Here is a 24,299-nt window from a genome sequence, read left to right as displayed (position 1 = left end):
GCCGAGCCGACCGTCGAGGAGGCCGTGGCCGCCGACGACGCCGCCGCGGGCGCCCCGGGAGCGGACACCGCGGCCGCGGCCCTGGACGCCCTGGAGGTCAAGGGCCGCTCCCCCAAGACCGGGTACGACCGGACCCTCTTCAACTGGAACGGCTTCGACTTCGACCGCAACGGCTGCGACCAGCGCAACGACATCCTCCGCCGCGACATGGCCGACGCCGTGATCCAGCCGGGCACCGGCGGCTGCAAGGTCGTCTCGGGGATCCTGCAGGACGGCTACGGCGGCACCGCGGAGGAGCGGGACCGCAGCGACGTCGACATCGACCACGTCGTCGCGCTCTCGAACGCCTGGCAGACGGGCGCCTCCGGCTGGGAGCCGACCCGCCGCATCGACATGGCCAACGACCCGCTGAATCTCCTGGCCTCCGACCCGACCCTGAACCGCCAGAAGGGCGACGCCGACGCCGCAACCTGGCTCCCGCCGAACACCGGCTACCGCTGCGCGTACGTCGCGCGTCAAATCGCGGTGAAGTCGGAGTACGACCTGTGGGTCACCCCGCCCGAGAAGGAGGCCATGGACCGCGTCCTGGGCTCCTGCCCAGGCGAGCCGCTGCCGACGCGGGAGACGGCCGGGGGCGACGACTCGTCGACCTCGGCGAACGACGACTCGTCGGTGCCCGCGGGTGGCGACTCGTCGTCGGGGTCCGGTGCGACGTCGGGCGCGCGCCCGGTGGCGCCGTCCCCGGATGCCGTCGCGCCCGCGGCCCCCGAGGCCGGGGCCCCGTACGCGAACTGCACGGAGGCGCGTGCGGCCGGGGACGCCCCGGTCTACGCGGACAACCCGCGCTACGGCACGCACCTGGACCGCGACGGCGACGGCGTCGGCTGCGAGACGGGTGGGCAGCCCGCGGCGGCCGAGCCGGCGGCGCCCGCGCAGCCCGCGGCTCCCGCGCAACCGGCCGCTCCGGAGCAGCCCGCGGCCCCGGCCGCGGGCACCCCGTACAAGAACTGCTCGGAGGCCCGCGCGGCGGGCGGCGCCCCGGTCTACGCGGGCGACCCCCGATACGGTGCCCACCTGGACCGCGACGGCGACGGCGTCGGCTGCGAGTAGGCGGACAAGCCCGGACCGCGCGAGGCCCCCGGCGATGCGATCGCCGGGGGCCTCGGCGTCTCACACCACGGAGAAGCTCTCATTTTGCCGGATGTCACAACACCCCCTGTCGTAGTCGTCACGGCTGAACGCACTCGAGCCCAGATCCGTTGGCCGTTGAAGTGGCCCGCTCCGGGGCGCCGGCTGTCGAGAGGACCACCATGCGATTCTCAGGCAATCTGCGGGACGAGACGGGCTGGCCTCTCGGCCTGTATGGGTGCCGAGCGCCACCGGCGCCGAAGCTCGACAACCCGTTTTGCGGCTCCGGGACTCATGGACACATGACAGTTCGGATGGGTGATGCAGTTGAATGTTTTCGTCGAACGACGCGATGTCCGACTGGCGACATCTACGCGTAGACCGATTTCGCTCGGGTGAGCTTCGGAGCGAGGCAGAAAATCACTTCTCACCCTCCCCCAGCCGTTGGATATGGTGGGGCCGTCGTTTCCTTCATGGGGAAGGAAAGTTATGCATGAGGGGGATCTTATGTCAACCGTTAAGACCGACACCATCCACCATGGCCGACCGTGGAATGCTCAAGACTTCGTCAATGGAGTCAATGCTGCCGGACTATCTGCCCATCCGCCCGTCTTGGACAGCCCATCGGGTGCCGTCGTCCACAGCGCCGGACGCCGCTTCGTAAATTTTGCAGGCTGCAGTCTTCTCGGCATGCAATACCAGAAGGCAGTCATTGACCAATTCCAAGAGTCGGCCACCCGCTATGGACTCGCAACGGGAGGGTCTCGGCTGGTTCAAGGTGCTTTGAGGCCCCACATCGAGCTCGAGGAGCTCGTCGCACGACGCACTGGCAAGGACTCGGCCTTGACGTATGCCTCGGGAATGCTGGCCAACCTCGGATTCATCCACGCCATGGGAGGTTCCCTGCGCATCTCCCCGGAACTCAGCTGGGATCATGACGACGTCGTCTTCATCCTCGACCAGAAGAGTCACTGGAGTCTCTGGAAGGCGGTGGACGGGCTCGGCTTCGGCCGAAGGGTCTTCGCGTTCCGCCATAACGACCTTGTATCTCTGGAAAGGAGACTACGCGCATTGGAAGGTCGTCGCGTCGTGATTGTGTTCGAGAGCGTTTACTCAGACGATGGAAGTATCGCACCCATTCAGGGAATCGTTGATCTGGCCCGTCGCTTCGAGGCTCTTACCTACGTTGATGATGCGAATGGGTTCCTGGCCTACGACTCATCTCACGAGAGATTCGGCCAGGAGTTCGCCGCTCTGGCAGATGTGACGTTCCATATGGTCTCTCTTTCGAAAGCAGTCGGCCTGGAGGGCGGAGCTATCGCCGGACCCTCGGACTACATCGAAGTCCTCGGGTGGTTGTCCGGAACCTCGTCGTTCACCGCGACCATCCTTCCACCGGCTGCGGCTGCGGCCTGCGAGGCGATCCGCCACATTGAGAACGATCCCTCCGTTCTACATCGATTCCACAGCCGATCCGAGACCTTGCGGGCGTCGCTCGAGCAGCGAGGCTTCACGCTCAACTCAACGCCGAGCTACATCACCACGGTTCATATCGGTTCCGATGAGCATGCAGAACAGGTTCGACGCCTCGCGGCCGAGGGCGGCTATCTGGTGCCGATCTTCAGATATCCGGCGGTGCGTCGCGGCCATGCGGGACTCCGCCTCATTCCCACCGCGGACCACACCGAGCAGCAGATCCGCGACTTCACCGACGCTTTGGAAGGGATCAGGCGCCGCGTAGGGTTCTGACCCGATCTACAAGTCCGCCGCCACCGTCGCCTCCCTGGGGTGGATGAACCGCGCGAAGACGCCGGCGAAGTGATCCAGCGTCCGGCGCGCGGTCTCATCCTCCCCATGGGAGAGCCAGCTGGTCGTTGCGCCCAGGATGGCGGACAGGATCATCTCCGCGAGGTCCGTGTGAGGGATGAGGACCTCTGACCCGGTGCGCTCGGCAAGCTCCGAGAGGTGCTTCGCAATACGCTCGCGATACAGACCGGACTCCCAAGCTGGGAGGCCTCGAAGCGCGTCGTCGCGCAACGCGTGGTTCGTCAGCTCAGACAGGACGAGCTCACGGCGAGGATCTGCCACGACGTCGTCCCAGTACCCTCGCAGCAGGATTCTGAACGCGTCTTCGGGATGAGTCGAGGGCGAAAGCAGGATCCAGGATTTCTCGAGAGGGACATCGAGGCCGTTCCTCAAGATGGCCGCGAACAGCTCCCTCTTCGACCCGAAGCAGTAGTGGAATGCACCGTGGGGCATTCCTGCCTCCTCGCAGATCGCCCGGGTCGATGCGGCAGCCACCCCCTCCCTCTTCATGACCTCTAAAGCGGCTGTCATCAGCAACTCGCGCCTGACTTCGGCACTCATCTGGCCTTTCGGCTTTGTCTCATCGTCCATGGGCGAAAAATACCATGAGTGGTTGGCCAACCGGCTTGGCCAGTTGCCTTGGCCACTCGGCCAACTTAGACTGAGCGCATCAGATTGGAGGATCACCATGTCTCACCCGAACCGATCAGAGGCGGCACCGCGCGCCACCTTCCGCTCGTGGCTAGCGCTTGCTTTGCTCACCACGCCCGTGCTCCTGATGAGCATCGACTTGACCGTCCTCTCGGTGGCCGTGCCGAAACTCAGTGAAGATCTCAAGCCCACCGCAAGTCAGCTTCTCTGGATCGTGGATGTCTACGGAATCTTCCTGGCAGGTCTTCTCATCCTGATGGGTTCGCTCAGTGACAGAATCGGACGCCGTCGTCTTCTCTTGATCGGTTCGGTTCTCTTCGGAGCGGCATCAGTCCTGGCCGCGGCGTCGACCAGTCCCGAGATGCTCATCGTTGCTCGAGCGCTTCTGGGGATCGGCGGTGCGACTCTCATGCCCAGCACCCTGTCACTCATCCGAACGATCTTTGCCGATCCTGCCCAGCGGCGTCGTGCCATCTCGGTGTGGGCCGCGGCGTTTGCCGGCGGTGCGGGCCTGGGCCCGGTCGTGGGCGGTGCGCTCTTGGAGCATTTCGCATGGGGTTCCGTCTTCCTCATCAACGTGCCGCTCATGGCGCTTCTGCTAGCAGCGGGCCCCTTCCTCATTCCGGAGTCGCGAGATCCTCGACCCCGAAAGTTCGATCCTGCATCGGCCGTCATGCTGATCGCTTCGGTTCTCGTTTTCGTCTACGGGCTCAAGCGGGCCGCCGAACACGGATGGGGAGTTCCTGCAGTTTCGCTCCTTCTTGCGGGTGTCGCGGGCGGCCTGTGGTTTGCGATGCGACAGCGACGACTGTCTCACCCACTCATCGACATCTGGCTCTTTCGGTCCGCGCCCTTCACGATTGCAGTCCTCGCCAATCTCGCGGGCATCTTCGCCCTCACCAGCGTGCTGTACTTCTTTCCGCAGTACATCCAGCTCACCCTTGGCAAGACTCCGTTACAGGCCGGCCTGTGGGCCGTGCCGATCGCAGTGGGAGCGGTCATCGGTGCCATCGTTGCGCCGGTTCTCATCCGACATGTACGGGGAGCGTGGCTGATCGGCGGTGGACTCTTGGTCGCGGCGGGAGGCTTCTTCGTGCTCTCGCAGCTGGGTCTGCAGGAGGACATCTTCGTGGCCTTCTCCGGCGGCGCCCTCATCGGAGCCGGCGTCGGGGTCGCAGACACCTTGACTAACGACATGATCATCGCGGCGGCGCCGAAGGATCGCTCCGCGGCCGCGGCGGGGATCAGCGAGACCGCCTATGAGCTGGGCGGGGCACTGGGCATCGCGGTGCTGGGCAGCCTCGGTACGTCTTTCTACCGGTCACGCATTGATGACGATCTCGCGGCACAGTTGCCGCAGGAGATCGTCGGACCCACGAAGGACACCTTGGCCGCCGCGCATGCAAGCGCTGAGTACCTACCATCGGAAGTGGTCCCAGAATTCCTTCGGCGTGTTAATGATTTCTTCACACAGGCGATGACCAGTACATTCGGCGTCGGCGCTTCGATTCTGGCGTTCGCCGCCCTTTGCGCCGTTGTCGTCTTAGAAGTACATCGATCGCGGTCCAAGCGCACGACCGCGGCGCACGAGAAACAGTAGGGAAGTCGGAAGCACTGCCGCTCCTCGCAGCCGCCGGATGTCTTGCCTGGGCTTCACCGTGAGGTGGAACAGCGACTGAGGAGAACCCGTATCGGCCACGTCTCAGGTACCGTCCGGGAAGACTGGGCCTCGCGGCGTAGCATTTTGTGGCGCGGATCCTGTCTGAGTACGGTTCCCAGATGGCTGAAACCTCAACCCGTGGCACGGTCGGCGGAGTTCTCATTCTCGTCGGCGGCATTCTCTGTGTCTTCGTCCTCGGGGCGTCCATCTCGACGTTCGTTGCGGGGTGGCCGGATCTTGGCTATCTTGCCTGGATCATTTTCATCGCCCTGCCCCTCATTCATTTCGGCGGGAAGATGCGGAAATCCACCGGCAACGGCATCGTAGAGCAGTAGGAGACGCGTTCTCGAGATGCCGCGCGCCACGGCATTCGATAGTGCGATCGGCGCATGGTCCGAATATGCTTCACCTATGGACCGTGTCGCTCGCCGCATCAGAACTCGCAATCTCCTGTATGTGGTTGGAGCGGTCCTGATCATTGCGTCCGCAATCCTTCTGATCATGAGGCTGATCTGGGACGTCGAGTTCGGCTGGCTATCCCCGTACGTCCTTCTTCCGGGCGTGATAGCCAACGGCATCGCGGGTGTCCTCAACCTGAAAATCCGTGACGAGTCGGTCACCACAGAGCAGCCTCGAATGCCGTCCCCGCCTCCCGGTCAGGATCCTCCCGCATCGCGATGAGCAGCTGGCTTTTCGATGGGTGAGCGCTTCAGAGCACCGAGGCGCCTCCGCCGTGCCCCCGTAGCTCACGAGGAAGACAGATCGAGGTCGGTGAGGCTTTCGAAAATATACGACCCTCAAAAAGACATGCTCGGTGGAACCTACCCAGCGTCTTCCCGGTTTCTCTTGCGGCGGTAGTAGACGTACATGATGAGGCGGTTGAGTCCAATGATGGGGACCATAGCGAAGGCGTAGGGCCAGAAGTGGAAGCCTGGTTCTTGTGGGGCGATGATCGCTCCGATGATGACGCCGAGGATAATCCCCGGGAGGAACCAGGGGAAGACGAGACCGGCGTCGGTTTTCTTGTCCCGGCCCATCAGGTCTCCTGTCCATCTGCTGTTTCGTTAGATTCTGGTACGGCCCCTTTGGCTTTGTAGTGGACGGCGATGAGGGCTGCGATGAACATGATGAAGACCAACAGGGGAAGGGTGTAGAACGGCATCTGCCCATCCAGGAAAACCTCGTTGATGATTTCGAGGATGAACTGGGCCAGGAGGAAGAAGCCAGCGATGGCCAGTGACAGCTTCTGCCGCTTGCCCATCTCTACGCGCCCCCTTTCCGCTGTAGGTGTGCTTAGCGTATCCCCGGCTTGTGGGTGCGGATAGTCCTCTTCGGGCGGCTGCGCTTGCATGTGGGCGATGAGCGCGAATCCCGCGGTGATCTGGATGCAGTCGCCTTGACGTGGGTTACCACCCCAGATTGATGCCCCGGGTTGAAGTCTTTCGACGAGGTCTCTCGGGATGGGGCGCCTCTATGGGATCCTGACACGTTCAGACACTCGTTCCATGGGTCCGCAGTCATTGCATAGCAGCGGCCCGGGAATCCGAACAGGTGCGCCATGACTGAACGATGACTACCCGGCTGGGGGCCGATCATCGCGGGCATCGTGGTCTGAGCGCTGACCGCTGTGGAGTTCGTCGGTCTCGGGGTTCTGCAGCCTGGCGATGCTGGCGCTGGTCCTGCTTCTGCTGCCGCCGGCCGGCATCGGCGTCGCACTGGTCGTCATCGGGCATCTTGAGCGCATCGCTGTCATGCGCGACCCATGCGACAGCGGGCCGGCGACTAGCCCGCAGGAACGTCTTACACCTGACCTAGTGGGATGCACGTCGACCCACACAATAGATCCCGGCTGAATCACCGGAGCCGATTGACCCACGATTTCGCACCCCGGGTATGCGCAGAATCGGTGAAAAGTGTCTACCGCCTGTCTCACGTGATGCCTCGGGTAGGAGGGTCCCGGCGGGCCATGACAAAGGTGGAACTCACGCTCCCGTTGGGATTCTCGCCGTACACCCGTACCAACGATGCTCGACGCTCTTCCATGAAGTCTCCGATTGGCTCGTTCTCGATCTCCACGAAAACCTCCACGACACGATCGCGACGGTTCTCCTCGACCCACCGAAGAACCTGAAGAACGTCCCCGGCCTCGGTGAGAATGTAGGCCTCCAGGGCCCACGCCTCACCTGATCTCTGCCAGAAATTCACACGATACCGAGGAGCATAGCTGGACCATTTGGCTCCAGAGTGCACGGTTTCATGGACTTCCATGAGAATAGAATACATCCCTCCTTCGCCATCGCTGCCGTTGTGAGGGTCTGAACGCACCAACCGTCGCTGAGCCCTCTACGGTCCAATCTGACCAGGCGATTCTTCGCGATTTCGATTTATCCGATGAGTCGCTCCAAGGCGGGGTGCTTTGAAACGTCTTAGAATGACAATCGTGGCATCTAACGCCGTCGGATCGACCACATTTGCTAGCACTATGGACTACGCCACTCGACGGATGAAGCTACGTAAGCACCTTTAAGGATGGGGTGCGGGCATCACCCTGACCGGCGGGGTCCTCAACCTATTCCACCGGGCATGGGACGTCGACTTCGGCTTCACCACCCTGATCCTAATCATTATCGGTGCGACGGCAGTCTGCCTGGGACCCATATCGGACGCGGACTGTGCCGGCCAAACCCAGCACCGTTGAGTCGCTCCGAGTGCCGCCTCGTCCCCGACTCAAGATCCTCCCGCATCGCGGTGATCACCCGCCCCAGCACTGGATCATTCAGGCCCTGCCCTGTGGACTCCGCGGCTTCCTTCGCCTTGCTCCCAACTCTCGTGGCAGTGCTCAAGCTCGGCAATACAAAATGGGAGGCCATCGATCCACATCATCACCCGGGGGGATAGTGGTGCCACTGTAGTGCAGGTAAGGTCCGTCGACCACGGTGTTGGCCGTCGAACGTAGATTCGCAGGATCGTAGCGATTGACCCGGGATCCGGAGCATCTGCACCGGATCTGCATCCGGGTCAACCCGGTGGCTTAGTCGGTGCAGTCGTGGCGCAGGGACCAGTAGCCACGATCCATGGAGTTGATCCACGGGACGCCATTCTGGGCAAGGACCGGCGGCTAGTCCGTCATATTGCTCTCCTATTCGTGGCGTCCAGTGATCAGCATGGGCGCGTTGATCCGACTTGCTACATTGAGGACATCCACCCCAGATTCCTGGATCCGGCGAAGGAGCCCCCATGTTTTCCCCTGAACAACTCCTGCCAGGCGCCATTGGGCTTTTCATCGGGTCCCTGATCATCATCGGAATCGGCATCTACATGCTGCAGAACATCCTGGTGGTCAGCCTGATCTTGTTCCTCATGGCAGTGATTGCGTTGACGGCCAGCGCTGCGATGTACCGCGCCCACAAGAAGCGGTAGTTCGACCGATCGCATCACCACCTACGCTCTGAGCTGGGTCATCACCCCAGATTGATGCCCCCGGGTTGAAGTCTTCCGACGAGGTCTCTTGGGATGGGGCGCCCCTCTGGGATCCCGACACGTCCAAATGCTCGTTCGATGAGCCCTCAGTCATTGCGCAGGCGTGCCGTGGGTGGCTAGTGCGGCCAAGATAAAGATGACCATCATCCCTCGTTCTGTCCCGCAGGCTCAGGATCAGATGGCTGCTCGCTATTCCTCGAGGCGTTCCCACCCCACGCGAGGTGGGCAAAAACAACGGCTGCGACAATCCACCAGATCCCTGCGCCCACCAGACCAGGCTTCCCTTCATCGGTGTCCCAGATCTCCCCGGCAAACCCGAGCAGGACGGCGATCATCCCACCCACGAACATGAGCGGAACCAGCCACCTGGATCGCCGTCGATAAGCAGCGGGGATCCTCCATTGAACGGGATGACGTGGAGGAGCCGTCAAGGAAAACAGGCCACGAACACACAAGGCCGACCCCAGCCCGCAACTTGCCGGCAGGAACACATAGGTGGCGCTTCCCTCGGGCTCGGTCGCGAAGAGAATCCACATCAGGAACAGAGCGAACAGCACGCAGGCGGCGCCCACCAGAACAAAGATCCGAGTGGGCTCCCCCACCACCAGCAGCTCCTTGCCGCTCCGCCTTCCCCACAGCAGCCGCCATCCCAGCAGTGCCGTGATCGCACCCAGCGCCAGAAAGATCCACCCCCACGCCTTACCGGAGGAGGAGAGTCCTGCAAACGGCTGCCACGTGACGCATACCGCAACGACGCCCATCGCCAGGACGAAAAACCCAGAGAAGATTCGCACTGGTCTGCTTGACTGCGAGGAGAGGACGGCCACGCAATTCACCACCTCATCTAGTGCCTCCGGTGATCGCCGATTCTACGTGACTACTTCGAAGTACGTCCCAAAAAGAATGACCGGAAATTTTCAACGGCAATAGCAGAAAATTACCGCACCCGTGGGGGCGGATCTCGTTAGACGTCTCCATGATGCAAACCGGCTCCTGAACGATCCCCGGAAGCGACCGATGGCGCCTCACCGCGAACAGCACAGCGTCTCAGCCTCCCTCCCCCGGAAGACCGATTGCTCCGACCACCTGGTATCCATACCGTGTGCAACGGGCTCTTCCTCACCCTCCCCCTTCAGTTCTTAGACTGAAGCCAAGCGGCCCCTGGACGCAGCGGCACCCTGACACCGCACACCCGGGGGCATCCGCACCGGCCGGCGGCACGGCCGCCTGGCCAGCGGATGGACGAAGGGGTCCACTCCTGTCCCCCATCCTCCCGGGTGGGCCCCATCGGTGTCCCCCGTGGCATCCAGGGGCCGCGCTCACGTCGAATGCCAGCGGATGACGGTTCGGCCCTGATGGGTTTCGTTCGGTTTAGCTTCGCTTAGGGGTGGGGCCTGAGTATTCGGAGCGGGGTCTCGACTTGCTGCCGGGTTCGCACCATCGTGGGCCGCCCCCTCCCAGACGGCTTCCTAGCCGTCCAGAAGGGGGTCGCCGAGCCAGGCGCTGGCGTCTATCCGAAAGCCACTGTCCCCGGCATCGGACTCAGCGGATCACAGGAAGGGGCGCAGCGGCGCCAGGATCGCCTCGGCGACGCGCGCCATCGGCGGGCGATCGCTCCAGGCCGACGTCGTCAGGACATCGCAGTGCTCCGCGTCGGCGGCGAAGACCTTCTCCATCTCCGCCGCGAACGCTGAGTTGATGATCTCGACGTTGGTCTCGTAGTTGAACGAGAGGGAGAGCCGATCGATGTTCGCCGTGCCCACGGTGGACCACTGGCCGTCGATCGTGGTGGTCTTGGCGTGGATCATCGAGGGCCGGTACAACAGGATCGTGACGCCGGCGTCGAGCATCTCGTTGTAGAAGCCTCGCGACACCCAGTCCGCGACGATGTGGTTGGACTCCTTGGGCAGGATCACCCGCACGTCGACCCCGCGGCGCGCAGCGTCGAGCAGCGCGTTGAGGATCTGCTGGTCGGGCACGAAGTACGGCGTGTTGACGTAGATGTGGTGGACGGCGCGCTCGATCGCCACCAGGTACACGCCGCGGATGGGGTAGACGAGCTGCAGCGGGATGTTGGAGGCCACCCGCACCTCCGGCTTCCAGCCGTCGGCGGGAACCCACTGGATCTGGTCCTTCGTCTCATGCGCGGTGTTCCACTTCCGTGCGATGGAGTTGCGCAGTCCCCACGCGGCGGGCCCGAGCACCCGCACGTGGGTGTCCCGCCACTGACGGGCGTACATCGAGCCGATGTTGTACCCGCCCACGAATGCGGCGTGGTCGTCCACGACCAGGATCTTGGAGTGGTCCAGGCCGGTATGGCGGATCACGCCCTTCCAGAAGCCCCGCCGCACCACCGGCATGCGCCAGACGTTGATCCGATCGGAGAACTGGCGGAAGAAGGACGGCTTCACCACGAGGTTGGCGAACCCGTCGTAGATGACGTGGACGCGGACTCCGCGCTCCGCCGCCCGGTTCAGGGCGTCGAGGAATCGCTGGCCCGCCTCGTCGCACTTCCAGATGTAGGTCTCGAGCTGGATCGCATCCCGGGCGCCGTCGATAGCTTCGATCATGTCGTCGTAGAGGGTGTCTCCCGACGTATAGACGCTGATCTGGGAATCCTCCACCTCAGAGTGGAAGGTGCCGGGCCGCTGGGCGTCCCGCTTCTTGCGGCCGCGTCGTTTGAGTCCGTCGATCGTGGCGAGGGCGCCGACGACGGTGAGCTGCGCGCCGACCAGGCCACCCGCTCCGATCAGTGCCGTCTTCCCGGCCAGGCGACCGACGCGGGTTAGGGCGGAGCTGTGAGGGTTCGTCATCACGCCAGTCTACGGCCTGCTTCTATCACGGCCGTGGACCGTCGGTGGAGGATGGGAGGGGGACGAGCTGAACACCCGGCCCTCCCCCGAACGAATGAGCTGTGCGCTGTCTCCTCGCGGAACATGGTATTTGCACGAGATGGCGACACGACGATTTAGTTCCGGGTCGGCCGTTCCACCGATGCGACGACCATGGTCGACGTGCACAACGCCATGTAGCTGGCGGGGCTGCGGACGAATTCGGCCGGTGGAGACGTGGTCCGACGTGGATCGATGCCCCCTGGATCGGGCAGGAGGGGCCCGAGATCGATCTATCGGAAGCGGCAGCTCCGGCAGAACCGGGGTGCCTGCACCACCACCCACGGACACAGAAAACCCCGCCCCAACCGGCCATCTGGCCTGATCGGAACGGGGTTGAGGTCGGTGCCCCAGGAGGGAGTCGAACCCCCGACCAAGAGATTAGAAGTTCCAACAGGGTGAATCTTGGGGCATCGGAGGTGGTGAACTTCCGCATGATTCCGGGGATTTCACCTTCGATCCTGTGCACCAGATGAGGCTTTCTGAAGGGCAATGGCGGTCAAAATGGCGGTCGGCTCTGTCATCCGAGAGCAACAGAAGACTCGCTGCGCCTCGGGTCCCTTCGGACACGGTTCGTGGGGCTCGTCGGAGACTCGGTCCCTGCGCGGAGACCCCTCAGCGCCCCCGGGAGTTCGCTTGGGTGGAGTCCAAACTACCGGACGTCCCGGCCGCTGAATCTCTTTAGGATCGCTCAGAACGGTCCCCGTACTACGCCTACCCGATGCCCAGAACAAGGTGGGTGAGATGGCCAGATCCGCCCGATAACCTACCCGTGTCACCTCTGCGGCGACTACTCCCCGAATCACCAGCTGGCCTGCGTCGCGGAGAGTAGTGAGCGAGGGGAGGTGACAGGCTGATGGGTCATGCGCCTCGACACCGAGGAGAGGATGATGGAAAGCAGAAGGCCCAGATCTGGCGCGTAATCGTGAAAGGTATCGCGCCGGTGATCTGGGCTCTTGCTGACCTGCTACGCGCCCTTGATGGACGCTAGCTCCACTCAGTAACGGCGGGTCCACCGGATTACAGCCGGTGGGCCTGCCCTTGAAGGGAACACACCCATCATACCAGCGTGGCGACAGCAGGGTGAGGGGACTCAGTCACACGGTTTGAGCGGCGCCTGGGCGTGAGAGCGGGTCTCAGCGCCGGCGTGGAACTGCCAGGCAGGCGGATTACCGTCGTCCGAGGTGTGGGTCATCACCGGATTCCACAGCCCACCCGCTTATCGCCCAGTGGCTGTTAAACTACTGCGGACCTTGCGGCCGCGTACTCGAGGGGATTCTGTCGCAGTTCAACTTCTTACTTATGCGCAGTGCATCCGGGCGATCGAGCTCAAACTGGAGCGGGAGATCAGGAACCAGGTCGACGTCGCCGAATCTTTCTGCCCCCCCCCTGCCGCGACCTCCCTGAATCCGCATCAAGCGCTAAGCATCTACGCCCAGCACGCCGCTGCCCGGCTCAACCGCCACGGCAAGACCGCCTATATCGTTTTTGTCTTCGCCAGCACCAGACACTATGCAGACAAACTGGGTTCTATTCGCGCACCAGGTGTAGGGTCCCCGCCCTACTGCCGATCCCATCGCACTTATGAGAGCCGCCATGCGGCTCCTTGGCCGCATCGACTTTACCGACGACGCCCGCCTTGTCCGCGCCGTCCTTGTCCTCACCGACCTCTATCGCGCTGGTGAACAACCCGCCTTCAACGTCTTCACACCCGGCCCATCGGTGACGGCCTTGTCGGACTCTCGAATCCATCAACCGCAACATAGGCGCGCACACCTTAGTTCTCGGCAGTCTCGTCACTACACCCGCATGATCCATGAAACGAGACGTTCCCCCGGGCAACCACGCACTGGGACGATATCGCTATTGAACGTCAAGAATCAATGTTCCAAAAGACTCCATCTCGCAGGGCGCTACAATGCCTAACTTCGCTTACTCCTCCCGCGCGTTTTCATATTTCTTCGATCAACGACAGAATACCTACCAGAAATTCCTCTCTTCTTCCTCATCCCCATTTTGCCGGATGCTCCACGAGGACGACCCTTCGCATCTTCAGGAAGTGATAGGTAAACCAAGGAATCAATAGGCAGGAGATCCGGAATACTCCGGCTATTGTCCCGCTCTTCTAATTCACCCATTTTCCCAAAACGAATGGCCACGAAGAACTTGTTACCCACCTTGTCGTTATAATTGATAACAAAACGAACAGATTCGGATTTTCCGTCACCATAACGCAAAGCTTGAACTGATTCACCAATAATCTTTTCGGCGAGATATTTGGCTCGAACGTCTCTTATCCCACGCCTACCGGCCAGGAGAGCCGCTAGTCGATTTATCGGATACCCCTTCGACCAAGTTATAGAGCGATCAGGCTCCTGATCTTCTTCCGGAACCCAGTCTTCTTCGCCTTGATCAGCTTTGTCCGGCTGCCCATCGTCTCCGTTGGTGCTCATGCGAAGAACCAGACTGTAGTTATCCATATTCCTGTGGTTATCATCGAAACCCACAAGAGCATCCGGTATCTAGATCGTAGTATATTCAGAGACTCAATGTTATGGTCAAACATCTTCTGAACCCGAACAGCTAACATCCTAAGCGCAACCCTTCTGGAGGGTGCCGGGTTCTTCCCATCCATCCAACTAAGCAGGGGACCTGACTCTAAGGTAAACTTAAATTCAATAGATGGGTATATTATTCGAACAAGGCAAATAAAAAGCAAAATAAATGCTGCAGTTCCTGCAGCACCCAAAACATAGAAGAATATTCCACGATTAACATTTTCATTAGCTAGACCAGTGCCGACCAGGAATGCAGATGCTGTTACAACCAAACCGGATATTGTAACTGCTCGCGTTCGCATGCTCGATAACTCCTCGCGCTGTGCGGAAACGCTCGCAATCCCGGAATCCACAACGAGCTGCAACCAGTCGAGCCGATCCGGGTGATCCGGGTCCGAACGCCACGATTCTGAGCGACAGGGTTTGTGTGATGCCATGCTTATAGCATACTCCCCCATACAAAAAAGACACCCCGCGCCGTTCTGCTCTAGGGGCACTACGAGTCAGCCCACAGCGCGGACGGTCCCCGCACTATGGGACGTGGATAGGCTAGTTGCCTTGGACGTTCACCGCGGTAGAACATGGGGCATGGAGGCTCGGGCTCCACTGCGGCAGCCACCTCATCGGGGCGCGGATGGGCGTCGCCACGTTCGGCATCGGCGGGCGCGTAACCTACTCGTTGCGTGAAGAGACGATCATCGCCCAGGCCGAGGATCACCGTGCCCGCAAGCAGGTGCACCCTGAACAGTAGCCAGACGACACAACGACGCCTCCCGCCATCCGTACGTAGGCGCCTTCGCATTAGCCGTCCCATTACATGCTTGAGCTATACACGAGCCCAAACGACTTACCGCGGAGAGGTATCATCGCGCCGTCGCCAAGATTTCCGCCGACATGAGTCCCGAGTCTCTACACCACTTCATTTTGGGCGCCACCTAACGAACTAGTGAGATCTTGCCCCATCACATCTCGGATACAAACCCACCATTAGGATCCTCACTACCTTACAGAACGGTGCCCCGCATCTGCGGCCACGAAACCCCAATGACTATTGAGATTCGAGACATGCTCGCCTTCAACGAATCTGACAAGACCGCGCTGATCTAAGAGATACCCTTACGCGAATCACCGATGAGGAATGACGGCTTCTCGAATATAGCGCACATGCTGGCAGCGCACCGTTTTCCTATATTTAACGTTCGCCGTTCGATGTTTGGCCAACCCGACCTGAACGCAGTCGTTCTATAGTCTCAAGATTCGCCCCTTCCTTATAAGTTATATGGTTTGCCAACCACATCGTTGCCTGTCGAAGCAATTCCTCGATATTAGCACCGCAATTAAACATGTACTTCATTGCGGCATACTGTGTCATCTGGTACCCCGCCTCCAGAACCTCAAACATTAGCTCAGGATCCGGATATAACGTTGTACGATACTGCCCCTCTTCGTATTCCTCACCTACGCTTACGTCCATTAGTTCGAAATTTGTCCAGGGCATGCCGTGAGCCGCACCACTGGCTGCCCGCCAGATGCGTTCAACATTTTTCCACTCAAGGGCGAGATCCTCCGGTTCACAGGCCCATCGAATAACATTCATGTACCCGCCGGGCGGACTAATCTCGCGCTCTTCGAAGCAAGCGCTCACCCTTTTGACCACTGCGGCGTCCCAATCCTTGAGTCGTTTCTTGTGCTCCGGGTCATTATTGCTCTTTTTGTATTCTCCAAGATTCCAACGAAACAGGCTAATGTGCCGTCTGAGGCATTCTTTAATATCGACTGTGTTCAGAAGCCAAACCGCTTGCGCCGAGCTTTCCAAGGATGCTCTAGCCAAGGCATGGACCGGCCTTGAAGTGAGCACCGTTTCTTGTTCTGGGTGAAATTTCTGAGGTGCCGCGTAATCAGCCCACATCAAAAGATGTTCAAGGGCTGCAGAAATATAATGCTTCGCACTGGATGACACTTTTTCAAACGGATAGATAGAATCAATTTGAGAGAAGTTTGAGAGCTCTGCCGGGTCGCCGCAAAGACTCATTGCTTTCCATGTAACTCTCGCCCCATGGGCGATATAAGCGAAGTTTTCGGAGTGTTCTTGCGACAATCGGACAGTGTCTTCGTACATGTACCTAGCATACTCTTGGTAGGGATCCTGCGATGACGCTCCTTGACTGGCCTCGTGGTCTTCATCAGGCCGTCGCCTTAGCCACTCGCGCTCGGGATAGAGAATAGGCAAATTAGCTGTGGATGGCACCCTCGCACCAGTACTTGTGCCGGGAGGGGCATCATGTACGTCTCAGAATTGGATGCGAACTCGGAAGTTGCACTTACGGCCGAGGGCCAGGATCAGAGAGGCCTCTCGTGTCACCGCCGACATGGGCAGCAGTTCCGTACTCGAAGTCCGAGCCGGAAACGTCCGTCTCGACGGGTTGGCCGTGGTGGTCGATATGCTTCGCATCGGTAGCGACCGGCGCTTCGGGGATCCTGGCCGAGCGTATGACCTTCACAACTTCATCGATCAGGGCCAGGTACTCCTCCCCCGGGAAGATCTTTCCGGACTTCGCAGCCTGCGCGTGCAAGGCCTCGCGCTGAGAGGGCATCAGCCATCCACCGAGGATGCCGAACGCCGCGGTGGCCAGGATCGTGATCGCGTACACCAGCCCATCTGAGAGCGGTTCGCCGCCGCGCTCAACCAACCCACTGATTAGCTGGGCAACCGAGACGCCGAGGACGGACCCGCCGCCGGCCGAGGCCAAGGTGACCGGACCCACGGTGCGCCTTTTTTGCTGTTCTGCCATGGTTACTTTCCTTCTTTCAGCAGGGCGAGGATCTCCCGCTGCCCGTTCTCGAGCGCACTCAGACGCCGGTCACTTTGCTCCTCTGCCAGCCGGCGCTTGTCGTCCTCGGACGCCCGGTAGGCCGCTTCGCGATCGTGCGTGGTGACGTTGGTTTTGTTCGCACCGAGGTCTTGGCCCTTCCACATCCCGTACTGCCGGATCTCGCGCTTCGGGTCGACGCGGTTCATGATCGTGGTCAGCCCCCAGTTCAGGACGGTCTGCAGGTTCTGAAGTTGTCCGTTAAAACCCGGCCAGGTCGCCCACCGGACGTTGTTGATCACCGCGTCCTTCGCCTTCTCGTACATCCGGTCCTCGAACTCCTGCCGGTTCCGATACCAGCTCATGATCTCCTCCAACGGTTCTCTCGTACTCACCGGCCGCTCGGCCGGACTCGTCGGCACGGAGGCACCGTGCCGGTAGACCACGACCGGCGGGCGCAGATTCGCCGCCCACATCGCGTCGTGATCGTTGATGGTGATGCCGTCGTAACCGGCATTGCAGTGGATGATGTTCTCCGCATCCACGAAGATCCCGGTATGCCCGGCCGCCCCGCTCGAGGCCCCCTGCCGACCCCAAATGAACACGTCCCCGCGCAGGGCATCGATAAACCCGCCCCCCGGATCCGCCGGCAACTGGTGCCACCCCGCGGCCGGTAGGTCCCGGAACAGGCTCTCGGTGTTCCCGATCCAGCTCCCCGGCGGCCGCAGCCCGGCGTGGATCATCGCGAAGTAGACCGCCGACGAGCAGTCATAGGCACCCGGCCCAGTCCGGTAGCTCATCGAGTACCGCACCCGCCCGGCCCGGGCCGCGAACCACTCGATCATCCTCTCGGTCGCCTCAGACATTCCCTCTCCCCTCGTTGATCTCCCCCACCGGTCCTAAGAGATGCTCCGCGGTCCGGGGGTAGGTATGGAAAAGGCACCCCCAGCGGGGTGCCTCTACTGCCGTTCATCCGACCGGGCCTCCAGCGCCCGGATCCGCGGCCCGTACTCGCGCGCTGCCTTCACATGCCGGTCCAACCGCGCCTCCAGCCCACCGATGCGCTCGCGGTGCTCCCGGTCCTCCCCGCGCATCTGCCCCATCTCCGCCCGGATCCCCCGCACATCCTTCGCGGTCTCATCGTGCAGGCTCTCCAGCCGGGCCGAGGAGGCCACCAGGGAGTCGATCTGCGCCCGCATCCCATCCAGATCCACCCGCAGATTCGTCGGATGCGTGTTCTTCACCTCCTCCCGGGCCACCCGCGAGTTCTCACTCGCCGCCCGCGCATCCCGCCGCAGCGACTCCAGGTGCGGGCGGACCTTCGCGTAGAGCACCAGCAGCCCGACCCCGGTCACCGCGATCGCCACCAGCGAGGTCAGCAGCACGTCCAGGACGGGCAGCCCGGTGGCCGGCGGCACCAGCTCCGCGCCCGACGTCGTGTCATTGGCCAGCATGGAACCTCCCCATCCGCTCCACCGGATACGACAACGCCGAGACGTCCACGTACGCCAGCTTCTGCTCCCGGTCCAGCACCCGCAGCGCCGAGATCGACCCGTCGCTGACCACGCGCAGAAACACCGTCGAGTAGTGCCCGCCGTAGCCCGTGCACAGCACGTCCCCGGCCGGGCGCACGTGCTCGGGCAGGTGGGCGAAGTTCCACAGCGGGGTGTCGAAGTCCGCGCGGTCCCGCCGCCGGATTCCGCCGGTGAAGTGCGCGGTACCATCCACCACCCGGTAGCCCATGAAGTAGCCGCTGGGCCGCCCGGTGGGGATGTCCTTCCACTCGATGTCCCGGTTGCCCGGGTTGGTCGGCAGCGGGATCCACCCGGTGTCCTGGTGCTTCGGCTCCCACCCCAGCAGGCCGATCATCGTGGTGGCCAGCAGCTGGTACCCGGCGTCGACGAGGTGGATGTCGTCGGCGGCGTAGAGCCCCATCGGGTTCCCGGGCCGCACCCCGTAGTCGGTGAACGCCCGGGACAGGTCCACGAAGCTCGCGTTCTCCCGCCCGGCCGCGATCGCCCCCAGCGCGGCCCCGTAGGCCTCCCACGGCGGCGTCGCCGGCTCGGGGACGTCCAGGCGCGGGTTCTGGTGGATCAGCACGTGGTGCGTCGCGGCCACGGCGTCGATGCGGTCCAGGGCCTTCTCCACGTCCCGGGTGTAGGCGGTGATGGACTTGCGGACCAGGTAGTCGTTGGAGCCGACCATGTGGAAGACCACCGGCGGGGCCAGGGCCCTGATCGCCTGGACCTTGTCCTCGGGCAGGTAGTCGTGGGCCTGGGTGCCGCCGGCCGCGCCGTTGACCACCATGAGCCCCGGTGCGGTGAGCCCGTCGGCCGGGGCCTGGGCGAGGTTGGAGGTCTCGTAGTGCTGGGAGCCGTCGGCCATCGGGTGGTGGGCGTACAGCGCGGTGGCCAGGTGCCCGGCGAAGGAGTGCCGCGGGGTGGAGGAGAAGAACCCCTGCATCGTCGAGGACCCGAGCAGCACCACGTTGACCCGCTGGGACTGGCACCGGGCCAGCCCGGCGCGCACCGCGCCCGGCAGCGGCCCGTCCCCAGGGGCGAACCCCGAGGCGACCGCGCGGACACCCCACCCGGTGAACCACTGGTAGTTCCCCGCCACCACGGTCCCGCCCGACTGCGCGGTCACCCGGATCCGGACCTGCCGGCACCCGTCCGGCAGCCGCACCCGGCGGCTGAACCGCCGCCACGAGGACACCGGCGCCACCCCGGCCCGCACCACCTCGGCCACTCCCCCGGTGAGCTCCGCGCCGGCGACGTCGAGGCACACCAGGTCGACGTCGAACCGGGAGTTCTCCTGCCCGCCGCGCGCCCAGAGCTCGACGTCGTAGAGCCCCGGCCCCGGCACCGGGAACGCCTCCCCGGCCGCGGTCCTGCGCCCCTGGAGCCAGAACGACCCGGGGAAACCGCCGTTGACCCCCGGCCCGCCGGTATTGTGCCCGAACTCGGCCCACCCGTGGCGGGCGCGCCCGTCCCCGTTGAGCACCAGGTTCCCCGCCTCCTGCGTGCGCTGCGCGGTGTTCCGCACCTCGACGCGCACCAGCTCGCCCTCGTGGGAGGCCGCGCGGCGCTCCAGCGTGGTGGCACGGTCGCCCAGGGTCGTGTCCGCCCCGGCCCGGGCGCGCCGCTCGGCGGCGAGGTCCGCGCGGACCCCCTCGAGGGTGACCGGGGATCCGCCGGTGGCGGCGTCGGCCGGTGGGGTGACCTCCGCTCCCGGAGAGGCAGCGGGCCAGGGCTCGTTGGTCGGGAAGTCGATCGTGAAGCTCACGCCCGCGCGCCACGCCGGCGCCGCGAGGTCCCCGGCGTACAGGCGCGTGCCCAGCGTGGACGGCTCGGTGCTCAGCCACACCTGGCCGCGTTCGGGCCGGGCCTCCCGGGGACCGGTGGAGACGACGCCGTGGTAGCTGACCGGCGTCTCCCCCGGCCCCGCCTGGTTCCCGAATCCGGCCGGCAGCTGCAGCACGACCACGGACGCCCGCCCGGTGGCCAGCAGCCGCACGGCCCCGCGCACCTGCACGACGTCGCCCACGCGCCGGATCTGCAGCGAGTTCGACGCCGCAGGGTCCAGGACCAGCGCCATCTGCCCGAAGGGGACCTCGCGCCAGCCGGTGGACCGCGGGGTGGCGCCGTTGATCGCCCGGGAGAGCGCGGCGTCGCCCTCGGAGCGGGCGGTCTGCTCCTCGGTGAGGCGGGCGGTCAGGTCCGCGTCCGCGGTCTGCCGGGCGGTGCGCTCGGCGTCGTCGGTCGCGGCGCGCGCGGCGGCCTCCTCGGTGAGGGTGTGGTCCAGGCGGCCGATGTGCTGGGTGAACTCGTTGTCGATGGCGTTGCCCAGGCCCTGCAGGTGGGCGGGCACGGTGGCGCGCTCCTGCCGGTCGGGGACGGGCCACCCGCGCGGGGTGCTGGTCATGGGCATGCGGGCCCTCCTCTGCTGCTCGTCTGATCTGGTCGCGGCACCGGTCCGGGTGCGCCTCGGATGCCGCTCGTCCCGCGGGCCACAGGCGCCGCTCGTCCGCCCCACAGGCCGCAAGTGCCGCTCGTCCGCCCCGCGGGCCACGGGTGGCATCGTCCGCCCGGGAGCCCGCGGCGGTCGCGGCCGCAACCACCCCGGCGCCGCTCATCCCGTCAGCGCCCGATACGTCCCGACCCCCTCCAGCTCCCGGTACGAGGCGAAGTCCCGCTCCACCTCGCCGTAGGTCCGGGAGGTCCGCCGGAAGGAGACCACCCGCGGGGTGAACGTCGTCGTGCCGGCGACAGGGTCGTGCTCGACGCCGGTCACCAGGACCGTGAACGCGTGCCCCCACCGTTTGGTGGCCTCCAGGGTGAGGACCAGGCCGACGTCGATCCGCGGGTCGAAGCTGGTGGTCACGTCCTCGAAGACGGGGTGCTCGGTCGCGAAGTACTCGGCCAGCACCCGGCACACGTGCCGCACGGCTCCGCCGGAGCCCCACACGCCCATGTCGTGGATCAGCTCCGGCCCGGCCGGCCCGCCGGTGGGGAAGGCGAGCGAGGTGGCGTCGAAGACTTCCACCCCACCGCCGGCGCGCAGCACGGGCATGCCTTGGTTGTTCATGTTGAAGCCCAGGGACTCGTTGATCTGCTGAGGCATCTGCGGCCGCGAGTCGCGCGCCCAGCCGCCCGTCCCGGCCCAGCCGACGGTGACCTTGAACGTCTTGATCGAGATCCGCTCGACCTCGCACTGGATCAGCCCGCCCGGCACCGCGTCCAGCGGGTAGGGCCGGCTGCCGGTCTCGTTCTTGTCGGTGCGCGCGACGGCGAAGACGCTGCGCCAGCCCCACCACCACTTCTCGAGCCGGCCCAGGCGCAGCCGCTCCCCGATCGCGTCCTTGATCGCGTCGAACTTCTCGTTGAGGTTCACCGGCTTCGTGTCGACCTCGAAGAAGTCCTCGCTGTCGCCGATGCGCACGATGTAGGTCAGCCGCCGGTCGGCGTCGAAGGTGTCCGAGGAGGACCCGGTCCACACCTCGACCACCGGGTTGCCGGACCCGTTCATGCTGATCAGCCGGTCCCGGAACTTCCCCGTGACCTGCCCGGCGGCGTGCGTGTAGGCGGTGGACCAGCGCAGCGGCGCGTAGTCGGACTCGGTCAGCCGCAGCGCGGGCGCCTGGGCGCGCAGGAGGTTCCCGGACCAGAACTGCAGGATCCCGGCGCCGTCGACCCACGAGGAGATGCAGTAGGGCCCCGCGACCGTGGCGATCGCGTCCTTGCCGGTCTCGGTCTCCATGCCGGGGATGTACCCGGTGCCGGGGATCTGGGCGTCGAGTCGCCAGTTCACCGCGTGCCCGGTCCGCGAGCGGCAGATCGCCTGCCACGCGCGCGGGGTGGCCTGGTCCTGCCCGGGCCGGCCGATCATGGCCTCGCACGCGATCCCGGGCCCGGTCTTGTACAGGAAGATCGGGGCGGTGGTGGGCGTCTGGTAGGTGTCCGCGCCGGTGCCGATGATCTCCCGGTCCGCGTCGAGCCGGGTCAGGGGCGTCTCGTGGAACTGCCCGTCGATCCGCGCCCAGAGCCGCTGCCCCGTCCCGGGCGGGTAGTACAGGCCCAGCAGGTGGTCCCCGGGCGCCAGGTCGGCCACGCGGATGTGCCGGCCGGTGGAGGTGTAGATGTGCAGGCCGCCGTCGACGACGCCGAGCTGCACCGTCGTGGAGTCGTTGAACCTCACGCCGAGGTACAGGTAGGTGCCGGCCTGGCAGCCGAGGAGCTCGACGTCGATGAACAGGCCGTGCGGCAGGACCGAGCGCGGGTCGTTGTCCCAGGCTGCTACGCCCCGCTGCAGGCCGCGGCGCCCGCGCAGCGCGGCGAAGACCGGTGGCCCGGAGGGGTCCTCGGTGACGCCGGCCGCCACCAGGCCGCCCTCGTAGCGCAGGAAGTCGGTCCAGACGGAGCCGTTCAGGTGCGCGTTGAGCAGCCAGTCGCCGTCGAAGGCGGGGTACCGGGCGCCGAAGCCGCACTGCTTGGCGGCTTCGGCTAGGACGTAGACGTACTGGGTGCCGGGGTACGGGGAGCGCCACTGAGTGCGCTGACGGCGCGGCATGCGGTGGATCAGCGGGTACCAGGAGACGGAGGCGTTCAGGTCGTCCGAGCGGTCGATCAGCGTGGACACCAGCGGCTCGCCCATGCCGCCGCTGGTCTCGTCGACGACGCCAGTGAACACCCGCTGCGCGGTGACCTCCTCCCCCTGCCGGATCTGCGCGGTGCAGACGACCGGGTCGCCGGGGCGGGGGTAGTCGGGGTCCAGGGGCGAGACGTCGCGGGAAATCGTCCCCTCCTGGTCGTGGTCCCAGCGGATCGTGCCGGTGCGCTGGGGCACGGAGTCGGAGCTGGTGAAGCGGCCGGGCAGGTCGTTGGTCAGGGCCGCGGACCAGCTGACCGGGTGCAGGCCGCGGTCCTGCCCGCGCAGGGTGACGAGGGTGCGGATCTGCCGGAGGGTGCGCGTCATGCAGGGTCCCCCGTCCTGAGCTCGGTGATGGTGTAGGCGGGCCGGGCGTAGGTCGCCGCGTCGAGGCACCGGGAGCCGGCCCACAGCAGCGCGGAGGCGTTCTGCTCGACGACGACCGAGGGCACCCGCTGCCCCTCGCCCCAGGCGTAGAGCTCCGGGCCGAGGGTCACGGCGGGGCGGGTGAACTCGCCGGTGACGAGCAGGTCGGCGTGGACGGCCGGGGCGGGTGGGGCCTCGGGGCAGTGCAGGGCGATCCGGTCGAAGGTCGAGGCGCCGCCGGTCGCCACGGCGCGGTGCTCGGCGACGACGCCGCGGGCGGCGTCCCGGTAGCGGACCAGCAGGGTCGTGCGGCCGCGCGCGTAGGCCGAGGCGGTGAGCCGGCACCGCGGGGCCCCGGACGCGGGGACCGGCAGCGGGATGCCCTCGCCGACCACCGCGGCCCGCCGCGGCCCGGCCGAGTACCCCAGGACGACGCCGTGCTCGGTCCGCACCGGGGCCGGCATGTAGTGCTCGAGGTAGGCCAGGGAGGACTCCTCCCGGGAGAGCATGTTGACCCGCTGGCCGCCGGTGGGCAGGAACTGCAGGCCGGTGCCGCGGCGGTACCAGGCGGCGTCGGCGGCCATTGACTCCAGGAGGTCGAGCTCGCCGGGGCGCACGGCGCCGTAGCCGGCGGCCCAGGTGCGGGCCGCGGCGAGGCCGCCGAAGACGGTGGCGGTGCGCCCGCCGTCGGCGGCCTCGTGGAACCGGACGCGGGATTCGCGGGAGGTCTCCAGGGTGACGGAGGCCTTGACCGGGAAGAAGCCGTCCAGGGTGGTGCCGAGGTGCATGGGGGCCTCCTTCG

Annotated in this window: 20 protein-coding genes; 5 read left to right on the top strand and 15 right to left on the bottom strand. The window is 64.6% G+C overall.

Annotation, left to right across the window (positions count from 1 at the left end; translation table 11 throughout):
• Together NBM05_RS08565 and NBM05_RS08560 are read left to right on the top strand one after the other, a co-directional pair.
• The coding region (locus NBM05_RS08565; protein WP_254166546.1) for an excalibur calcium-binding domain-containing protein at positions 1-1,110 on the top strand (1,110 nt) is incomplete at its 5' end.
• A 525-nt stretch (positions 1,111-1,635) separates the two neighbouring features.
• Complete coding sequence (locus tag NBM05_RS08560) at positions 1,636-2,877, top strand: aminotransferase class I/II-fold pyridoxal phosphate-dependent enzyme (RefSeq protein ID WP_254166545.1); 1,242 nt, start codon at positions 1,636-1,638, stop codon at positions 2,875-2,877.
• Between the two features lie 6 nt (positions 2,878-2,883).
• Here NBM05_RS08560 and NBM05_RS08555 read toward each other — a convergent pair whose 3' ends face one another.
• A complete protein-coding gene (locus tag NBM05_RS08555; protein ID WP_254166544.1) occupies positions 2,884-3,525 on the bottom strand; it encodes a TetR/AcrR family transcriptional regulator in 642 nt (213 codons plus the stop codon).
• A 97-nt stretch (positions 3,526-3,622) separates the two neighbouring features.
• On the opposite strand from NBM05_RS08555, the gene NBM05_RS08550 reads away from it, so the two are divergent.
• Positions 3,623-5,185 (top strand): MFS transporter, encoded by a 1,563-nt coding sequence (locus NBM05_RS08550; protein WP_254166543.1) that lies wholly within the window; start codon positions 3,623-3,625, stop codon positions 5,183-5,185.
• Positions 5,186-5,364: 179 nt separating this feature from the next.
• Positions 5,365-5,580, top strand: coding sequence for a hypothetical protein (locus tag NBM05_RS08545; RefSeq protein WP_254166542.1), 216 nt, complete (start codon positions 5,365-5,367; stop codon positions 5,578-5,580).
• Positions 5,581-6,066: 486 nt separating this feature from the next.
• Here the strand turns inward: NBM05_RS08545 and NBM05_RS08540 are convergent, their stop codons facing one another.
• From NBM05_RS08540 to NBM05_RS08530, 3 genes are all read right to left on the bottom strand, one after another.
• On the bottom strand, positions 6,067-6,282 hold the full coding sequence (locus NBM05_RS08540) for a hypothetical protein (protein WP_254166541.1): 216 nt from the start codon (positions 6,280-6,282) through the stop codon (positions 6,067-6,069).
• Positions 6,282-6,596 carry a hypothetical protein gene (locus NBM05_RS08535; RefSeq protein ID WP_254166540.1) on the bottom strand — a complete coding sequence of 105 codons (315 nt, stop codon included), beginning with the start codon at positions 6,594-6,596 and terminating at the stop codon, positions 6,282-6,284. Before NBM05_RS08535 ends, NBM05_RS08540 begins: the two co-directional genes overlap by 1 nt.
• A gap of 578 nt (positions 6,597-7,174) precedes the next feature.
• Positions 7,175-7,450, bottom strand: coding sequence for a hypothetical protein (locus NBM05_RS08530; RefSeq protein ID WP_254166539.1), 276 nt, complete (start codon positions 7,448-7,450; stop codon positions 7,175-7,177).
• 1,032 nt (positions 7,451-8,482) lie between these two features.
• Here NBM05_RS08530 and NBM05_RS08525 point away from each other — a divergent pair.
• Complete coding sequence (locus tag NBM05_RS08525) at positions 8,483-8,665, top strand: hypothetical protein (RefSeq protein WP_254166538.1); 183 nt, start codon at positions 8,483-8,485, stop codon at positions 8,663-8,665.
• Positions 8,666-8,868: 203 nt separating this feature from the next.
• On the opposite strand, the gene NBM05_RS08520 is transcribed toward NBM05_RS08525, so the two are convergent.
• The 11 genes from NBM05_RS08520 to NBM05_RS08470 form a co-directional block, all read right to left on the bottom strand.
• Positions 8,869-9,519: a hypothetical protein gene (locus NBM05_RS08520; protein WP_254166536.1), complete on the bottom strand. Its 651-nt coding sequence runs from the start codon at positions 9,517-9,519 to the stop codon at positions 8,869-8,871.
• Positions 9,520-10,275: 756 nt separating this feature from the next.
• Positions 10,276-11,538: a phospholipase D-like domain-containing protein gene (locus tag NBM05_RS08515; RefSeq protein WP_254166534.1), complete on the bottom strand. Its 1,263-nt coding sequence runs from the start codon at positions 11,536-11,538 to the stop codon at positions 10,276-10,278.
• 2,000 nt (positions 11,539-13,538) lie between these two features.
• A complete protein-coding gene (locus NBM05_RS08510) occupies positions 13,539-14,069 on the bottom strand; it encodes a hypothetical protein (protein ID WP_254166532.1) in 531 nt (176 codons plus the stop codon).
• Positions 14,066-14,476: a hypothetical protein gene (locus tag NBM05_RS08505; RefSeq protein WP_254166530.1), complete on the bottom strand. Its 411-nt coding sequence runs from the start codon at positions 14,474-14,476 to the stop codon at positions 14,066-14,068. The genes NBM05_RS08510 and NBM05_RS08505 overlap by 4 nt, the downstream gene beginning before the upstream one ends.
• An 890-nt stretch (positions 14,477-15,366) precedes the next feature.
• Positions 15,367-16,293: a hypothetical protein gene (locus NBM05_RS08500; RefSeq protein WP_254166528.1), complete on the bottom strand. Its 927-nt coding sequence runs from the start codon at positions 16,291-16,293 to the stop codon at positions 15,367-15,369.
• 202 nt (positions 16,294-16,495) lie between these two features.
• A complete protein-coding gene (locus NBM05_RS08495; RefSeq protein WP_254166526.1) occupies positions 16,496-16,966 on the bottom strand; it encodes a hypothetical protein in 471 nt (156 codons plus the stop codon).
• A 2-nt stretch (positions 16,967-16,968) separates the two neighbouring features.
• Complete coding sequence (locus tag NBM05_RS08490; RefSeq protein ID WP_254166524.1) at positions 16,969-17,850, bottom strand: peptidoglycan amidohydrolase family protein; 882 nt, start codon at positions 17,848-17,850, stop codon at positions 16,969-16,971.
• A gap of 93 nt (positions 17,851-17,943) precedes the next feature.
• Complete coding sequence (locus NBM05_RS08485; RefSeq protein ID WP_254166522.1) at positions 17,944-18,438, bottom strand: DUF2746 domain-containing protein; 495 nt, start codon at positions 18,436-18,438, stop codon at positions 17,944-17,946.
• Positions 18,425-20,914, bottom strand: a complete 2,490-nt coding sequence (locus tag NBM05_RS08480) for an SGNH/GDSL hydrolase family protein (RefSeq protein WP_254166521.1) — start codon at positions 20,912-20,914, stop codon at positions 18,425-18,427. The genes NBM05_RS08485 and NBM05_RS08480 overlap by 14 nt, the downstream gene beginning before the upstream one ends.
• A 201-nt stretch (positions 20,915-21,115) precedes the next feature.
• Complete coding sequence (locus NBM05_RS08475; RefSeq protein ID WP_254166520.1) at positions 21,116-23,458, bottom strand: hypothetical protein; 2,343 nt, start codon at positions 23,456-23,458, stop codon at positions 21,116-21,118.
• On the bottom strand, positions 23,455-24,285 hold the full coding sequence (locus tag NBM05_RS08470; protein ID WP_254166519.1) for a hypothetical protein: 831 nt from the start codon (positions 24,283-24,285) through the stop codon (positions 23,455-23,457). Before NBM05_RS08470 ends, NBM05_RS08475 begins: the two co-directional genes overlap by 4 nt.
• Positions 24,286-24,299: the final 14 nt, after the last annotated feature.

Source organism: Rothia santali, from assembly GCF_024199905.1.
GTDB lineage: Bacteria > Actinomycetota > Actinomycetes > Actinomycetales > Micrococcaceae > Rothia > Rothia santali.
The sequence above is the reverse complement of the archived record's forward strand: the minus strand, read 5'-3'. Positions and strand labels throughout refer to the sequence as shown.

Bases quoted from the DNA above. Each gene is read 5' to 3' on its own strand.
- NBM05_RS08560 (WP_254166545.1), top strand. From the start codon at position 1,636: ATGTCAACCGTTAAGACCGACACCATCCACCATGGCCGACCGTGGAAT.
- NBM05_RS08555 (WP_254166544.1), bottom strand. From the start codon at position 3,525: ATGGACGATGAGACAAAGCCGAAAGGCCAGATGAGTGCCGAAGTCAGG.
- NBM05_RS08550 (WP_254166543.1), top strand. From the start codon at position 3,623: ATGTCTCACCCGAACCGATCAGAGGCGGCACCGCGCGCCACCTTCCGC.
- NBM05_RS08545 (WP_254166542.1), top strand. From the start codon at position 5,365: ATGGCTGAAACCTCAACCCGTGGCACGGTCGGCGGAGTTCTCATTCTC.
- NBM05_RS08540 (WP_254166541.1), bottom strand. From the start codon at position 6,282: ATGGGCCGGGACAAGAAAACCGACGCCGGTCTCGTCTTCCCCTGGTTC.
- NBM05_RS08535 (WP_254166540.1), bottom strand. From the start codon at position 6,596: ATGCAAGCGCAGCCGCCCGAAGAGGACTATCCGCACCCACAAGCCGGG.
- NBM05_RS08525 (WP_254166538.1), top strand. From the start codon at position 8,483: ATGTTTTCCCCTGAACAACTCCTGCCAGGCGCCATTGGGCTTTTCATC.
- NBM05_RS08515 (WP_254166534.1), bottom strand. From the start codon at position 11,538: ATGACGAACCCTCACAGCTCCGCCCTAACCCGCGTCGGTCGCCTGGCC.
- NBM05_RS08510 (WP_254166532.1), bottom strand. From the start codon at position 14,069: ATGAGCACCAACGGAGACGATGGGCAGCCGGACAAAGCTGATCAAGGC.
- NBM05_RS08505 (WP_254166530.1), bottom strand. From the start codon at position 14,476: ATGCGAACGCGAGCAGTTACAATATCCGGTTTGGTTGTAACAGCATCT.
- NBM05_RS08500 (WP_254166528.1), bottom strand. From the start codon at position 16,293: ATGTACGAAGACACTGTCCGATTGTCGCAAGAACACTCCGAAAACTTC.
- NBM05_RS08495 (WP_254166526.1), bottom strand. From the start codon at position 16,966: ATGGCAGAACAGCAAAAAAGGCGCACCGTGGGTCCGGTCACCTTGGCC.
- NBM05_RS08490 (WP_254166524.1), bottom strand. From the start codon at position 17,850: ATGTCTGAGGCGACCGAGAGGATGATCGAGTGGTTCGCGGCCCGGGCC.
- NBM05_RS08485 (WP_254166522.1), bottom strand. From the start codon at position 18,438: ATGCTGGCCAATGACACGACGTCGGGCGCGGAGCTGGTGCCGCCGGCC.
- NBM05_RS08480 (WP_254166521.1), bottom strand. From the start codon at position 20,914: ATGCCCATGACCAGCACCCCGCGCGGGTGGCCCGTCCCCGACCGGCAG.
- NBM05_RS08475 (WP_254166520.1), bottom strand. From the start codon at position 23,458: ATGACGCGCACCCTCCGGCAGATCCGCACCCTCGTCACCCTGCGCGGG.
- NBM05_RS08470 (WP_254166519.1), bottom strand. From the start codon at position 24,285: ATGCACCTCGGCACCACCCTGGACGGCTTCTTCCCGGTCAAGGCCTCC.